The organism is Duganella sp. BJB1802 (assembly GCF_013369445.1).
Classification (GTDB): Bacteria; Pseudomonadota; Gammaproteobacteria; order Burkholderiales; family Burkholderiaceae_D; genus Rugamonas; species Rugamonas vulcania_A.
In genome coordinates this window covers 138,927-154,497 of sequence record NZ_JABWEF010000007.1, presented here as the reverse complement: position 1 = coordinate 154,497, position 15,571 = coordinate 138,927, and the positions used below count along the sequence as shown (strand labels likewise).

Annotated in this window: 9 protein-coding genes; 5 read left to right on the top strand and 4 right to left on the bottom strand. The window is 65.7% G+C overall.

The genetic code is table 11. The annotated features are described in order from the left end of the window. Nucleotides 1–15: 15 nt before the first annotated feature. A complete protein-coding gene (locus HUX88_RS13335; protein ID WP_176362078.1) occupies nucleotides 16–2,076 on the bottom strand; it encodes a UvrD-helicase domain-containing protein in 2,061 nt (686 codons plus the stop codon). Nucleotides 2,077–2,211: 135 nt separating this feature from the next. On the opposite strand from HUX88_RS13335, the gene HUX88_RS13330 reads away from it, so the two are divergent. Continuing rightward, nucleotides 2,212–2,694, top strand: coding sequence for an SRPBCC family protein (locus HUX88_RS13330; protein ID WP_117012179.1), 483 nt, complete (start codon nucleotides 2,212–2,214; stop codon nucleotides 2,692–2,694). A 91-nt stretch (nucleotides 2,695–2,785) separates the two neighbouring features. On the opposite strand, the gene HUX88_RS13325 is transcribed toward HUX88_RS13330, so the two are convergent. Then, the gene (locus HUX88_RS13325) at nucleotides 2,786–4,228 is read right to left on the bottom strand and encodes a dihydrolipoyl dehydrogenase (protein WP_176362077.1); all 1,443 of its coding nucleotides are present in this window, start codon (nucleotides 4,226–4,228) and stop codon (nucleotides 2,786–2,788) included. 145 nt (nucleotides 4,229–4,373) lie between these two features. Here HUX88_RS13325 and HUX88_RS13320 point away from each other — a divergent pair, with 145 nt between their 5' ends. Further along, nucleotides 4,374–5,264, top strand: coding sequence for an ArgP/LysG family DNA-binding transcriptional regulator (locus HUX88_RS13320; protein WP_176362076.1), 891 nt, complete (start codon nucleotides 4,374–4,376; stop codon nucleotides 5,262–5,264). 105 nt (nucleotides 5,265–5,369) lie between these two features. On the opposite strand, the gene HUX88_RS13315 is transcribed toward HUX88_RS13320, so the two are convergent. After that, the gene (locus HUX88_RS13315; protein WP_176362075.1) at nucleotides 5,370–7,403 is read right to left on the bottom strand and encodes a primosomal protein N'; all 2,034 of its coding nucleotides are present in this window, start codon (nucleotides 7,401–7,403) and stop codon (nucleotides 5,370–5,372) included. On the opposite strand from HUX88_RS13315, the gene HUX88_RS13310 reads away from it, so the two are divergent. Then, on the top strand, nucleotides 7,402–7,620 hold the full coding sequence (locus HUX88_RS13310; protein WP_147330374.1) for a hypothetical protein: 219 nt from the start codon (nucleotides 7,402–7,404) through the stop codon (nucleotides 7,618–7,620). The genes HUX88_RS13315 and HUX88_RS13310 overlap by 2 nt on opposite strands. Nucleotides 7,621–8,187: 567 nt before the next feature. On the opposite strand, the gene hemE is transcribed toward HUX88_RS13310, so the two are convergent. After that, nucleotides 8,188–9,270 (bottom strand): uroporphyrinogen decarboxylase, encoded by a 1,083-nt coding sequence (hemE, locus tag HUX88_RS13305; protein ID WP_117012183.1) that lies wholly within the window; start codon nucleotides 9,268–9,270, stop codon nucleotides 8,188–8,190. A 115-nt stretch (nucleotides 9,271–9,385) separates the two neighbouring features. On the opposite strand from hemE, the gene HUX88_RS13300 reads away from it, so the two are divergent. Both HUX88_RS13300 and HUX88_RS13295 read left to right on the top strand, forming a co-directional pair. Then, nucleotides 9,386–11,347 carry a S9 family peptidase gene (locus HUX88_RS13300; protein ID WP_176362074.1) on the top strand — a complete coding sequence of 654 codons (1,962 nt, stop codon included), beginning with the start codon at nucleotides 9,386–9,388 and terminating at the stop codon, nucleotides 11,345–11,347. A gap of 6 nt (nucleotides 11,348–11,353) precedes the next feature. Beyond that, on the top strand, nucleotides 11,354–15,517 hold the full coding sequence (locus HUX88_RS13295) for an SNF2-related protein (protein WP_176362073.1): 4,164 nt from the start codon (nucleotides 11,354–11,356) through the stop codon (nucleotides 15,515–15,517). Nucleotides 15,518–15,571: the final 54 nt, after the last annotated feature.

Genomic DNA, 15,571 nt, shown 5'->3' with positions numbered 1-15,571 from the left:
ACAACCTGCGCGGGATTACGTCTTCGGTGTGGTCAAAAGTTCCTTCATCCGTGCCAGCCGCTCCTTCGGCGTCAGCACTTCGGATTCGGCCGGCACGGCGTTGCCGACGTCGAGCTCCATCTCCTTGATGAAACGCGACGGGTCGCAGTGCACCTGCTCGCCCGCGCGCTTGCGCTTCTTGCACCAGGTGATCTGCAGCGTGCGCTGCGCGCGCGTGATGCCGACGTACATCAGGCGCCGCTCCTCCTGCACGCGGGCGGCGATGGTCTCGGCCGGCGCGTCCGGGTCGCCCTTGTGCGGCAGGATGCCTTCCTCCACGCCGACCAGGAACACGTGCGGATACTCCAGTCCCTTCGACGCGTGCAGCGTGGACATGCGCACCGCGTCCGGGTCCTCGTCCTGGCCCTCGAGCATGGACATCAGCGCCACCATCTGCGTCAGCTCCAGCACGTTCTTTTCCTCGCCGTCGCGGTCCTTGCCGCCACGGCCGCGCTCCTTGAGCCAGTTGATGAACTCCAGCACGTTCTGCCACCGGCTCTGCGCGGCGCGCTCGTCGAACATGTCGTACAGATAGGATTCGTAGTTGATCGCTTCGAGCAAGTCGTCCAGCACCTGGGCCGCGTTGTCGCCGCTGCCGCTGGGGCCGGGCCGGCTGGCGCGCGCCTCCAGGTTGTTGATGAAGTTGCAGAAGTCGCGCAGCGGCCCCAGCTGGCGATCGTTCAGCAGCGCCTCGATGCCGCCCTTGAACACCGCCTCGAACAGCGAGCACTGCCATTGGCCGGAGAAGGTGCCCAGCGTTTCCATGGTCGACTGGCCGACCCCGCGCCGCGGCGTGGTCACGGCGCGGATGAAGGCCGGGTCGTCGTCGGTGTTGGCCAGCAGCCGCAGGTAGCTGATGATGTCCTTGATCTCGGCCTTGTCGAAGAAGCTCTGGCCGCCGGAGATCGTGTACGGGATGCGCTCCTTGCGCAGCGTCTGCTCGATGATGCGGGCCTGGTGGTTGCCCCGGTACAGGATGGCGTAGTCGGACCACTTGTTCTTGCGCTGGAAATGGTCGGCCGAGATCATGATGGCCACCTGCTCGGCCTCCTGGTCGTCGTTGGCCATGCCCAGCACGTTGATCGGCTCGCCCAGGCCGTGCTCGGACCACAGCGATTTCTCGAACAGCTTGGGATTGTTGCCGATCACCGCGTTGGCCGCCTGCAGGATGCGGGTGGTGGAGCGGTAGTTCTGCTCCAGCTTGATCACCGCCAGGTCGGGGAAGTCGGTCTGCAGCGTCTTCAGGTTTTCCACCGACGCGCCGCGCCAGGCGTAGATCGCCTGGTCGTCGTCGCCCACGGCGGTGAACATCGGCTTCTTGCCGATGCCCGTCACCATCAGCTTGACCAGCTCGTACTGGCAGGTGTTGGTGTCCTGGTACTCGTCCATCAGCAGGTAGCGCAGGCGGCGCTGCCACTTGTCGCGCACCGGCTCGTTGTTGCGGAACAGCTCCACCGGCAGGCGGATCAGGTCGTCGAAGTCCACCGCCTGGTAGGCCGACAGCGTGGCCACGTAGCTGCCGTAGATGCGCGCCGACTGCGCCTCGTCCTCGTCCTTGGCGTTGTGCAGCGCGATGGCCGGATCGACCAGGCCGTTCTTCCACAGCGAGATGTCGGTCTGGATGCGGCGCACCACCTGCTTGTCGGTGGTGATGGCCAAGTCCTGGATCAGCGAGCCGCAATCGTCGGCGTCCATGATGGAGAAGCGGTCCTTGAGGCCGACGCCGTTGGCCTCCTGGCGCAGGATCTTGACGCCCAGCGAGTGGAAGGTCGACACCGTCAGCTGCTTGGCCTGGCGCGGCTGCTTGAGCAGCTTGGCGATCCGCTCCTGCATCTCCAGCGCGGCCTTGTTGGTGAAGGTCAGCGCGGCGATGGTGCGCGGATCGTAGCCGCGGTCCTCGATCAGGTGGGCGATTTTCTGGGTGATCACGCGCGTCTTGCCCGAGCCGGCGCCGGCCAGCACCAGGCAGGGGCCGTCCAGGTAGGTGACCGCTTCGCTCTGCGGTACGTTAAGGCCGAATTGTGGTGCTTTGGACATCGAAGGACGCTATGGCAGGGTGACAACCAGCCATTGTACAGCGCCTTGCCTGAGCGGGCGCAGAGGTCGTGCCGGCATTTGCGTTACCATGCGGGGATGAGGCGCACGCGCGCCTGGCTTTTAGATGGTTGCCCTATGAAATTCGAACATTTGATTGAAATTAACGACCCGCTCAACCCGCTGATCGACGCGCTGAGCATCAAGCAGTTGTGGAGCGGCCTGGTGCTGCGCGCCGAATCGCCGAAGCTGTTCGTGCCGCATCTGGACGAATGCACGATCACCGAGCGAAGCGAGCTCAGCTTCCGCCGCAGCCTGCGCTACGGCCAGCTGGTCATCGAGGACCGCGTGGTGCTGGAGCCGATGCGCGAGGTGCGCTACGAGGTGGCGGCGCAGCAGGACATCAGCCAGTCCAGCCTGACGATGACGATCGAAACCCCGACCGCCGACACGCTGTACGTGCGCTTCCAGTACGACGACGGCCACGACGCGGCCACCGACGCCGCCAACGCGATGTACGACGATTTCCGCCGCTCGGCCTACCAGGAATCGGACATCGACACCATCCGCGTGCTGCGCGACCTGGCGCAGCAGGGCCGGCTGGACGCGCTGCTGAACTAAGCGACCAGCCGCGCCTCTGGCACGCGGGTTATGGATTCCCGCCTGCGTGGGCAGGGCGGCATGGCCGTAGGGGACGGCGCCCATCCTTGAACTAGGGCGCCGGCGTGCAGTCGATGCAGGCGCAGTCGTGGGCCGGCGCGTTGACCAGCTGGTGCGCCAGGTCGCGCAGCGCGGTACGCACGCCTTCCTCCACCACCGGATGATAGAACGGCATGTCCAGCATGGCGCTGACGGTCAGTCCGGCCTGGCACGCCCAGGACAGCAGGTGCCCGATGTGCTCGGCGCGCGGCCCGATCATCTCGGCGCCCAGGAAGCGGCCGGTGGCATGCTCGGCGTACACGCGCAGCATCCCTTTGTTTTGCAGCATCACGCGGCTGCGGCCCTGGTTCTCGAACGACACCTTGCCGACCGCGAAGCGGCCCTTCTGCGAGGCGCACAACTCCTCGTAGCTGGCGCCCAGCGTGGCGATCTGCGGCTCTGTGAAGGCGATGGTCAGCGGCGTGCGGCGCAGGCCGGGCTGGACCGCCGGGTAGCGCGCCGCGTTGTCGCCGGCGATGCGGCCCTGGTCTGCCGCCTCGGGCAGTTGCGGGCGTTCGTTGTCGGCGTCGCCGGCGATGAAGATGGCGCTGTCGCCGCACTGCATCGTCTGCGGGTTGAAGAACGGGATGCCCTGGTGGTCGCGCGACAGGCCGGTGTTTTCCAGACCCAGCTTGTGGACATTGGGCCGGCGGCCGATGGCCGACAGCAGATAGCTGAACTGCTCGGTGCGCTGCGCGCCGTCGGCGTCCTCGCTGGTGACGGCCAGGCCGCCGGCGTCCGCCAGCACGCGCACCACCTTGGTCTTGAAGCGCACGTCGAGCTCGTCGGCCATGGCGCGCCGCGCCACGGCCAGCACGTCCGGATCGCTGAGCTGGGCGACGCTGCCGCCGCGCCCGAACACGGTCACGCGCACGCCCAGCCGCGCCAGCGCCTGGCCCAGCTCCAGGCCGATGACGCCGGTGCCGGCCACGGCGATCGATTCCGGCAGGTCGTCCCAGTCGAACACATCGTCGCTGCTGATCACGCGCGGACCGGCCGCGCGCCACTCGTCCGGCACGATGGGCGTCGAACCGGTGGCGATGACGAAGCGTTCCGCCTCGACCAGCGTATGGTCGTCGATTTGCAGTTGGGTCGGGCCCAGGAAGCGGGCGTGGCCGTGGAGCTTGTCCTCGGCCGGATAACCGTCCACGCTCTCGACGACGAAGCCGACAAACCGGTCGCGCTCGCTGCGCACGCGCGCCATCACGGCCTTGCCGTCGATGCGCGACTGGCCCGGATGGACGCCGAACGCCGGCGCCGCCTGCAGCACATGGGCCGCCTCGGCCGCCGCGATCAGCAGCTTGCTGGGCATGCAGCCGACGCGGGCACAGGTGGTGCCGTAGACATGGCCTTCGATCAACAGGGTTTTCTTGCCGCCGGTGGAGGCGGCGCGGTAAGCGGTCATGCCGGCGGTGCCGGCGCCGATCACCGCGACTTCGGTGCGTAGCGTTTTCATTTTCAAGAGTCTACACCGTTTGGCCGGACCGCATTCCCTCCCAAAAAGCAAGCTTTTCGCGCACGATAGGATGTAATCGAGTTTTACTTAATTTCCAAATGGCATTAGTATTACTTATCGTTTCCAATTTTTATAAGTGCAGCTTATGGGATCACTGGACTACCGCGCGCTGGCCGTGCTGGACGCCGTCGCCAGCCAGGGCAGCTTCGAAAAGGCCGCCCTGGCGCTGGGCATCAGCCAATCGGCCGTTTCGCAGCGCATCAAGGCGCTGGAGGACGCCGCCGGCCGGCTGCTGATCGTGCGCGGCCAGCCCGCCGTGCCGACCGGCCTGGGGCAGCGGCTGGTGTCGCACCACCGCAACGTCCGGTTGATGGAGGCGGCGCTCGACATTGATATGGGTCACAAAGTGAGCATGCCGGAGATCGCGCTGGCGGTCGACGCGGCCAGCCTGGCGACCTGGTTCCCCATGAGCCTGCAGCCGCTGCTGTCGCCGCCGCGCTGCCAGCTGAAGGTGCAACTGGCCGACCAGCGGCTGGCGCTGCATCTGGTGCAGGAGGGCAGCGTCTTCGGCAGCATCGCCGCCGCGCAAGACCATCCGGACCAGCACGCCAACGGACCGGAAGTCACGCCGCTGGGCAAGCTGCGCTACGTGTGCGTGGCCACGCCGGTGTTTGCCGGGCACTGGTTCGGCGACGGCTTCTCGCGGGAAGCGGCGCGGCTGGCTCCGGCCGTGATCAGCGACCAGGACATGATGACCGGCTTCCTGCGCACGGTGCTGGAGCTGAACGGCCCGTATCCGCACCACACCATGCCGCAATCGGCCGCCACCGCCGAATGCATTTACGGCAGCCTGGCCTACGGCCTGATGCCGCAGATCCAGGTCTCGGGCGCGCTGACCGCCGGCCGCCTGGTCGACATGGCGCCCGGCCACCACGTCGACGTCGCCTTGAACTGGCACGCCTGGAACCTCGACACCCCGTTCACCCGCGCGCTGACCGAACAAATCGTCGCCACCGCACAACGCTTCTTGCTCTAACCCATTTTGGGGTCAAGTCTGACATTCGGACACGAGCTCTGCCGTAGCTCGGCGCTACAGCAGAGCTCGTGTCCGAATGTCAGACTTGACCCCAAATTAGACAAATTAGATATCCAGCGGGTCTACTTCCAGCGACCACTTCACGCGGCTCTTCATTTCTCGCAGAGTGAGTAGCCACTCTCGCAGGAACGCTTGCAGCATGGGCCTTGAGGCTGATTCCACCAGTAATTGCGCGCGGTCGACATTGTGTACCCGCGTCATGCTCATCGGTATCGGATCGTTGATGGTGATGCCCGGATGCTCGACGCAGTCGCGGGCGATGGTCAGGAATTCGATGGCCGTGGCCAACTCGGGCGCCTCGGCCCGCAGCAACGCCTGGTACAGATAGGGCGGCAAGGCGGCCTGCTCGCGCTCCTCCAGCAAGGCCGAGGCGAAATGGTCGTAGTCGTGGTTCACCACCGCGCCGTACAGCGGATGCTGCGGATACCTGGTCTGGATCAACACCTCGCTCACGCTGCCGCCTTCAGTCTGGGCGGCGCGGCCTGCCCGGCCCGCCACCTGCATCAGCTGCGCGAACAGGCGCTCGCTGGCGCGGTAGTCCTGCGAGAACAACGCCGTGTCCGGGTTCAGGATGCCGACCAAGGTCAGGTTCTTAAAATCGTGCCCCTTGGCCACCATCTGTGTGCCGATCAAAATGTCGACCTCGCCCCGGTGCACGGTGTCGAACGCTTCCTGCGCGCTGCCCTTCTTGCGCGTGGAGTCGGCGTCGATGCGCAATACCCGCGCTTCCGGGAACAGCACTTGCAAGCCCTCCTCCACGCGCTGCGTGCCGCGCCCCAGCGGTTGCAGGTCGACGTTGCCGCAGGTGGGGCAATGGCGCGGGATACGCATCTCCAGGCTGCAATGGTGACAGCGCAGCCGGTGCTCGGGACGATGCAGCACCATGAACGAGGTGCAGCGCGTGCATTCGCTGATCCAGCCGCACGATTCGCAGCAGATCACCGGCGCATAACCGCGCCGGTTCAGGAACAGCAGCGACTGCTCGCCCCGCTCCATCCTCTGCCTGATCGCCGCAATAAGTTGCGACGTCAGCCCATCCTTGGGCTTGTCGCGCTCCATGTCCAGCAGCTTCACCTGTGGCAGCACGGCATTCTTGACGGCCCGCTCGCGCAGCTCCAGCTTGCGGTAGCGGCCGGACTGCGCGTGGTGCCAGCTCTCCAGCGACGGCGTAGCCGATCCCAGCACGATGGGGATGCCCAGCTGCCACGCGCGCCACACGGCCAAGTCGCGCGCCGAGTAGCGCAAGCCTTCCTGCTGCTTGTACGAGGGATCGTGTTCCTCGTCGATGACGATCAGCTTCAAATTCGGCAGCGAGGCCAGGATCGCCAGCCGCGTGCCCAGCACGATGCGCGCCTTGCCCTGGTGCGCGGCCAGCCAGTGCAGCATGCGCTCGCCTTCGGACAGGCTGCTGTGCAGGGTCGCCAGCATCACGCCCGGGAAGCGCGCGCGGATGTTGCCTTCCAGCTGGGGCGTGAGGTTGATCTCCGGCACCAGGATCAGGATCTGTGCCTCCGGCTCGCGCGCCAGCACCTGCGCGCAGGATTGCAGGTAGACCTCGGTCTTGCCGCTGCCGGTCACGCCGTACAGCAAGGTCGGCTTGAAACCGGTGGCGCCGCCGATCGCGTCGGCAGCCTCCTGCTGCGAGGGATTCAGCGCCGGCATGTTCAGCGGCGTGCCGTCGTGCGGCGCGTCCAACTTGGCCAGCTTTTTCAGCGCCCGGTCCAGCGCGACCGTGGTCAGCACGCGCAGGTTCTTCGGCAAACCGGGCAGCGCTACCTCGCCCAGCGGACGCTGGTAATAGTCGGCGGCAAAGCCGGCCAGCGCCAGCCACTGCGCCGACAACGGCCCCAGCTGGCTGCGCACGGCCAGCGCATCCTTGAGCTTGTCCACCGGCACATCGGTCTCGGCCGCGATGCCGACGATCAGGCCCATCACCTCGCGCCGCCCGAACGGCACCAGCGCCAGCTGGCCGACCTGCGGCTGCTCTGCCGCATCGCAATGCCAGCGGTAGTCGAAAATCGCGTTCAGCGGCGTATCGAGCGCAATCTGAAGAATGCAATGGTGGAAAAGGCCCTGCATGGATCCCGTCACAGTAGAAAATTCCCGCGGCAATTGGGCGCAAATCCCGCGCCCGCCGGGGCGGTTTGATGTATCCACAGTTTTTGTGGATAACTTTGTGGACAAAGGAATCTTAATCCCCGGAAAGCACAGACTTCAGGCTTGGCATCGTCGTAAACCGGGCAAAAATTCAAAATTATTTCTCTTTAAAATCAAATACTTGGAAAATGCTTCCTAGGAGAAGAAAATTTCGCGTTTTTTCTCCGCCGCTGTGCATAAGTGAAGTATTTAGGATGCTTTTTTTGCCGAAATCAAGCACTTTTTGGGGCTTATCCACCGATATTGCAAAGCACAATGCAATACTTTCAATGGAAGAGCCACCAGGTACTTTATGTATAAGGTTTGTCTGTTCGCAACTTCGTTATCGCGGTCTAAACTTTGCCTAAAAATCGTGCAACGCAACATACACTTCAAGCAAAACAGCAACATTATGGCTAAGTCACGGTTTACTAAGTACTTTTATTTTTTATCCACAGTTTTTGTGGATAACTTTGTGGACAATGAAGAAATAAACTAGTTTCAGCGCACAGTCAAGGTTTACGACTTGCCATCTATTGACTCTTCGTCTACAAAATTTATTCCATGTAATCAATGACTTGCAAGGAGCTCACGGGCTAGAAAAAAAGCACTGCCTAATATTTCCGCAGCAAAAAAAATTGTGCATAAGTCGGTATTCGCTTTCCCGCGCGCACCAACGAAAAAGGGCACGCCTCCGGAGAAACGTGCCCTCTGTTCGCAAATTACATCAGCCTGCGCGCTGGGCCTTGCTGTAGCTGTGAACGGCTTCGACCATGGCGGCGACGTTCTCCGGCGGCGTGAACTGCGAGATGCCGTGGCCCAGGTTGAACACATGGCCATTGCCGGCGGCTGGCGTGCCGTAGGCGTCCAGCACCTTGTGCACCTCGGCGCGGATCTGGTCCGGGCTGGCGAACAGGATGGCCGGGTCCAGGTTGCCCTGCAGGCCGACCTTGTGGCCGACCAGCTTGCGCGCCTGGGTCAGGTTGACGGTCCAGTCCAGGCCGACCGCGTCGGCGCCGATGTCGGCGATCTGCTCGATCCAGTGGCCGCCGCCCTTGGTGAAGACGATGGCCGGGATCTTGACGCCGTCCTTGTCGCGCTTGAGCAGGGACACCACCTGCTGCATGTATTTGAGCGAGAACTCCTGGTAGGCCCCGTCGGCCAGCGCGCCGCCCCACGAGTCGAACACCATCACCGCTTGGGCGCCGGCGTCGATCTGGGCGTTCAGGTACTCGGCCACGGCCTTGGCGTTGATGCTCAGGATGTGGTGCATCAAGTCCGGGCGGTTGTACAGCATCGTCTTGATGGTGTGGAACTCGCGCGAGCCCTGGCCTTCGACCATGTAGCAGGCCAGCGTCCACGGGCTGCCGGAGAAGCCGATCAGCGGCACGCGGCCGTTCAATTCGGTGCGGATCTGGGTGACGGCCTTGAACACATAGTCCAGCGAGCCCAGTTCCGGCGCGCGCAGCGCCATCACGTCGGCCTCGGTCTTCAGCGGACGCTCGAATTTCGGGCCCTCGCCTTCGACGAAGTACAGGCCCAGGCCCATCGCGTCCGGCACCGTCAGGATGTCGGAGAACAGGATGGCCGCGTCCAGCGGGAAGCGGTCCAGCGGCTGCAGCGTGACTTCGGTGGCGTAGTCGGGATTGGTGGCCAGGCCCATGAAGGAGCCGGCCTTGGCGCGCGTGGCGCGGTATTCCGGCAGATATCGCCCCGCCTGGCGCATCAGCCACACAGGCGTGTAGTCGGTCGGCTGGCGCAACAACGCGCGCAAGAAGGTGTCGTTCTGGAGCGGGGCAAATTGTGGCATGGAAGGCAATCGAAATCGGTCAAAGAGCTATTATCGCATCCTGCGCGGGTTTTTTTTTGCTGGATGATCGTCCGTTCATTCACTATCATGCGTAGCACCCGACTTTGGAGACGCCATGACATCCGCCCCACCCATTACCGCCCCTTACGGCGCCTGGCCATCGACCATCAGCGCCGCGCGCGTCGCCGCCGGCGCCCCGCCCCTGTCCACGCTGATGCTGGGTGGCGCCGACGGCAGCGATATCTTCTGGCTGGCCGGCCGCGCCGCCGAAGCGGGCCGCAACACCCTGCTGCGCCACCACGGCGTGACCACCGGCGAGCTGACGCCGGCCCCCTTCAATGTGCGCAGCCGCGTACACGAATACGGCGGCGGCGCCTACCAGGTGGACGGCGATACCATCTATTTTTCGCACTTTGCCGACAACCGCGTCTACAAACTTGATCTGACCGACGACGGCGCCGCGCCGGTCGCGCTGACCGACGACGGCAAGCAGCGCTTCGCCGATTTCGTGGTGGACCGCGCGCGCGGGCGCCTGATCGGCGTGCGCGAGCTGCATGGAGATGACCCGCACGCGCAGCCAACCAACACTATCTGTGCGATCGACGCCGATGGCGGCGAGACCGTGCTGGCGCAGGGCGCCGACTTCTACTCGTCGCCACGCCTGTCGCCGGACGGCCGCGCGCTGGCCTGGCTGAGCTGGGACCATCCGCGCATGCCATGGCAGGGCACCACACTTTGGCTGGCTGACATCGGCGACGACGGCACGCTGGCCGCGCCGTTGCGCATCGCCGGCGGCGACGAGGAATCGGTGTGCCAGCCCGAATGGTCGCCGGACGGCCTGCTGCACTTCGTCTCCGACCGCAGCGGCTGGTGGAACCTGTACCGCCTGTGCCGGGGCCGCGACCGCACCGAGGGCCTGTGCCCGATGGACACCGAATTCGCGTCACCTCACTGGACCTTCGGGAACTCGATGTACGGCTTCCGCTCGGCCTCCGAGATCATCTGCACCTACATCGACAAAGGCGTGAGCCGCCTGGCGCGCCTGCTGCCGGGCAGCGGCAAGCTGGAAGCCATCGCCAACCCGTACGAGGAAATCCGCGAACTGCGCGTGGCCCCGGGCTACATCGCCATGCTGGCCGGCGGCCCAACCATCCCGCTGGAACTGGCGCGCATCGACTTCACCGAGGAGGGGGTGGAGATCCTGGCGCAGTCGATCGAGGAGCTGCCGGACGAGGACCAGCTGTCCATCCCCGCCAGCATCAGCTACCCCAGCGCCAACGGCCGCACCGCGCACGCCTTCTTCTACCCGCCGCGCAACCGCGACGTGGCCGCGCCCGCAGGCAGCAAGCCGCCGGTGATCGTCATCAGCCACGGCGGCCCGACCGGCATGACCGTCAACACGCTGAACCTGAAGACCCAGTTCTGGACCAGCCGGGGCTTCGGCGTGCTCGATGTGAACTACGGCGGCAGCACCGGCTTCGGCCGCGCCTACCGCGACCTGCTCAAGGGCCAGTGGGGCATCGTCGATGTCGAGGACTGCGTGGCCGGCGCGCAGGCGCTGGTGGAGCGCGGCCTGGCCGACGGCGAGCGCCTGATCATCCGTGGCGGAAGCGCCGGCGGCCTGACCACGCTGTGCGCGCTGACCTTCCACAACGTGTTCAAGGTGGGCGCCAGCTACTACGGCGTGTCCGACCTCAAAGGGCTGGATCAGGACTCGCACAAGTTCGAATCGCACTACAACGAATACCTGATCGCGCCGCAGCCGCAGGCCGAGGCGCTGTACCGGGCCCGCTCGCCGATCAACCATACCGACAAGCTGGCGCGCCCGATGATCTTCTTCCAGGGCCTGGACGACAAGGTGGTGCCGCCGCAGCAGTCGGTGATGATGGTCGACGCGCTGAAGGCGCGCGGCGTGCCGGTGGCCTACGTGCCGCTGGAGGGCGAGGGCCACGGCTTCCGCAAGGGCGAGAACATCGTCCGCACGCTGGAGGCGGAGCTGTACTTCTACCAGCGGATGTTTGGCTTGCACGACCCGGCCGCCACGCCGCCGGTACACATCGATAACCTGAAAGACTGACCCCGCATGACCGACGCAAAGCTGCTCGCCGAATTTGACACGCTTGAGTTCAACGAAAAAATGATACTGGCGTTGCTCGCCCTGATCGGCGAGCCGGTGGGGCGCACCTCCATCCTCGATCACCTGAACCGCGCGCGCATCGAGGACAAGGACGGCAACGCCTACAGCGTCGGCACGCTGGACGAGGCGATGCGCAAGCTGGAACGGCTGGCCTTCATCAGCGTGGTGACGGGACGCGGCTTCGTCTGCAACCCCAAGCTGCGCTGGCCGGCGATGCGCGCCTCCATCGGCACGCACGCGCTGGACGATTTGTGCAGCGCCTACGACGAGCTGGTGCCGATGCGCCAGACCTGGAACAGCGTCGAACCGCGCAGCTACCGCGCCGGCATGGCGCGCCTGCGCATGGGCCTCCTGCGCGGCCAAGCGCCGCAGCAGATCCAGCCGATACTGGCCTTCTGCCTGGGCAGCTACGAGGCGGCGCAGCTGCACCCCATCGTCGACATCTTCGGCCGCCCGTTCGAGCCGGGCATGCTGGCGCGCGTGCATCCGCTGCTGCAGGACGACGTGCTGATGGTGCTGCTGCAAAACGCCCAGCATGAATTCCTCACCGTGCCGGTGATACGCGAATTCTGCGAGCAGCACATGCAGCGCCGCCTTTCAGTCAAGGACGACATCAGCCCCGAGCTGCGCATGGCATTGGCGGAAGACGCCATCCTGTGCGGCCGCCTGGACGACGCCAAGCGCTATCTGGAGCGCACCGCCGGCCCGCAGAGCCAATACCTGGCCAGCGCCGTGGTGCTGCTGCGCGGCGCCAGCGGCGCGGCCATCGTCGGCTTCGACACGGCGCTGAAAACGCTGCGGCGCGAGACCGCCAAGCGCAAGCACCTGTTCACCGGCATGGGCGGCTACCTGTACCTGCTGTCGATGCTGCGCAGCGGCGATCCCAAACACCTGAAGGCGGCCGAGGCCTACCTCGAAATCGCCGTGCGCGTACCGCAGAACCGCGACACCGCCGTGCACCAGCAGATCGACATGCTGCGCCAGATCCGCGCCGGCACCATGCCGCCGGCCGCCGTCTCCGCGCTGGCGTGGGAGACCGGCCTGCAGACGCAGATGTTCCAGTGCCTGCTGTATTTCTGGCTGTCGTTGCCGCAGCTGTCCGAGCGCAAGGCGCAGCTGCAGGAGCTGGCGCAGAACGCCGAACGCGCCGGCTACCTGTTCATCGCCGGGCAGGCCGCCTGCCTGCTGGGCCACCTGGGCGACGTCGAACAGCAGCGCCACGCGAACGCGCTGCGCTCACGCCTCGGCTACCCCGACCTGACCGTGTGGTTCGAGCGACAGGAAGCGTGGCAGCGGCAGTTGACGGCGCTGATCAACCTGCAGCAGCCCGCCGCCCCCGACGCCGCCGGCAGCACGCGCCTGGTGTGGATGCTGAACTACGACAACCGCCACGGCCTGACCGACGTCGCGCCGGTGGAGCAGAAGCGCGACGCGCGCGGCCTGTGGAGCAAGGGCCGCGCCGTGGGCCTGAAGCGGCTGCGCTTCGAGGCCGAGCAGTTCGATTTCCTCACGCCGCAGGACGTGCGCGCGTCCGAGGCGATCTCGGTGGCGCACCGCAGCTACCAGTCCAGCGGCCTCGCCTACGAAATCGACCCGCAGCGCGCCGCCTCGGCGCTGATCGGCCATCCGCTGCTGTTCTGGGCCGACGCGCCGGATACGCGCGTGGAGATGCTGGCCGGCGAGCCTGAACTGCTGATCAAGAAAAGCCCCGGCAACCTGGAACTGCGGCTGCAACCGCCGATACCGGACGACAGCTCCTCCGTCATCGTCACCAAGGAGACGCCGACCCGCCTGCGCGTGGTCACCATCCTCGACGAGCACCGCCGCATCGCCGCCATCGTCGGCGATGGCCTGAGCGTGCCGGCCCACGCGGAGCAGCAGGTGCTGCACGCGATCAGCTCCATCTCGTCGCTGGTGACGGTGCAGTCGGAAATCGGCGGCGCCGCGCCGGACATGGAACAGGTGGAGGCCGACATGCGCCTGCACCTGCACCTGCTGCCCTACCAGCACGGCCTGAAGATGCAGGTGCTGGTGCGCCCGCTGGCCAATGGCGCGTACTACGCGCCCGGCGCCGGCGCCGACAGCGTGATCGCCGACGTCAACGGCAAGCCGGTGCAGGCGCGCCGCAAGCTGATCGACGAACGCGACGCCGAACGCGAATTGATCGCCAAGTGTCCGGTGCTGGAATCGGCCGAGCAGGAACACGGCGAATGGCTGCTGGGCCAACCGGCGCTGTGCCTGCAACTGCTGTTGGAGCTGCAGGAGATGAACCCGGACAGCATCGTGCTGGCCTGGCCGGAAGGCGAGAGCTTCCGCGTGACGGCCAAGGTGGAAACCAAGCAGCTGCGCCTCGCCATCAAGAGCAACAAGGACTGGTTCGCGGCCAGCGGCGAACTGCAGATCGACGAAGGCAAGGTCATGGACCTGAAGACGCTGCTGGAGCTGATGCAGAAGAGCCAGAGCCGCTTCGTGGAGCTGGGCGAGAACCGCTACCTGGCACTGACCGAGGAGCTGCACCGCCGCCTGATGGAGGTGTCGGTGTACGGCGAGATCACCGGCGACGGCGTGCGCCTGCATCCGCTGGCGTCGTTCGCGCTGGAGGAGCTGGTCGACGACATCGGCGGCCTGAAATCGGACAAGCTGTGGAAGGAGCACCTGGCGCGCATGGAGGCGCAGGCGGCCTTCGTGCCGCAGTTGCCGAGCACTTTGCAGGCGGAGCTGCGCGACTATCAGCTGGAGGGCTTCAACTGGCTGTCGCGCCTCGCCAGCTGGGGCGTGGGCGCCTGCCTGGCCGACGACATGGGCCTGGGCAAAACGCTGCAGGCGCTGGCGCTGATCCTGTCGCGCGCGCCGCAGGGCCCGACGCTTGTGGTGGCGCCGACCTCCGTCTGCATGAACTGGATCAGCGAGGCCGCGCGCTTCGCGCCGACGCTGAACGTGAAGCTGTTCGGCCCCGGCGACCGCGCCGAGACCATGTCCACGCTGCAGCCCTACGACCTGGTGGTGACCAGCTACGGCCTGCTGCAGCTGGAGTCCGCGCTGTTCGCCGGCGTGCAGTGGAACACCATCGTGCTCGATGAGGCACAGGCGATCAAGAACGGCGCCACCAAGCGCTCGCAGGCCGTGATGGCGCTCAAGGGCGACTTCCGCATGATCGCCACCGGCACGCCGCTGGAGAACCACCTGGGCGAGTTGTGGAACCTGTTCCGCTTCATCAATCCAGGCCTGTTGGGCAGCATCGAGCAGTTCAACCTGCGCTTCGCCGCGCCGATCGAAAAGCCGCAGGACCATCGCGCCGAACTGGGCGCGCGCAACCGGCTGCGGCGTTTGATCCAGCCCTTCATGCTGCGCCGGACCAAGGCGCAGGTGCTGACCGAGCTGCCGTCGCGCACCGAGATCACGATGGAGGTGGACCTGTCGGCGGAAGAGACGGCGCTGTACGAATCGCTGCGCCGCGCCGCGCTGGAAAACCTGGCCGCGGTCGAAGGCCCGGCCGAGAAGAAGTCGATCCAGATCCTGGCCGAGATCATGCGGCTGCGGCGCGCCTGCTGCAATCCCAACCTGATCGCGCCGGAGCTGGGCCTGGCCAGCAGCAAGCTGGCGGCCTTCGCGCATCTGCTGGAAGGCCTGCTGGAGAACCGCCACAAGGTGCTGGTGTTCAGCCAGTTCGTCGACCACCTGTCGCTGATCCGCGCACACCTGGACGCCAACAACATCAGCTACCAGTACCTGGACGGCTCGACCACCATGGCCGACCGCAAGAAGCGCGTGGACCTGTTCCAGGCCGGCGAGGGCGACGTGTTCCTCATCAGCCTGAAAGCGGGCGGCGTCGGCATCAACCTGACCGCCGCCGACTACGTGATCCACATGGACCCGTGGTGGAACCCGGCGGTGGAAGACCAGGCCTCGGACCGCGCGCACCGCATGGGCCAGCTGCGGCCGGTGACCATCTACCGGCTGGTGGCGCGCCACACCATCGAGGAAGGCATCGTCGAGCTGCACCAGCACAAGCGCGACCTGGCCGACAGCCTGCTCGAAGGCAGCGATGTCAGCGGACGCATGTCGGCCGGCGAAATGCTCAATATGCTGCAAGAGGGAATGCGAAAGTAGACGTCCAGTTACAAACCGGGCGCTCTCAAACGGGCCGATTAGTGATAATCTCCA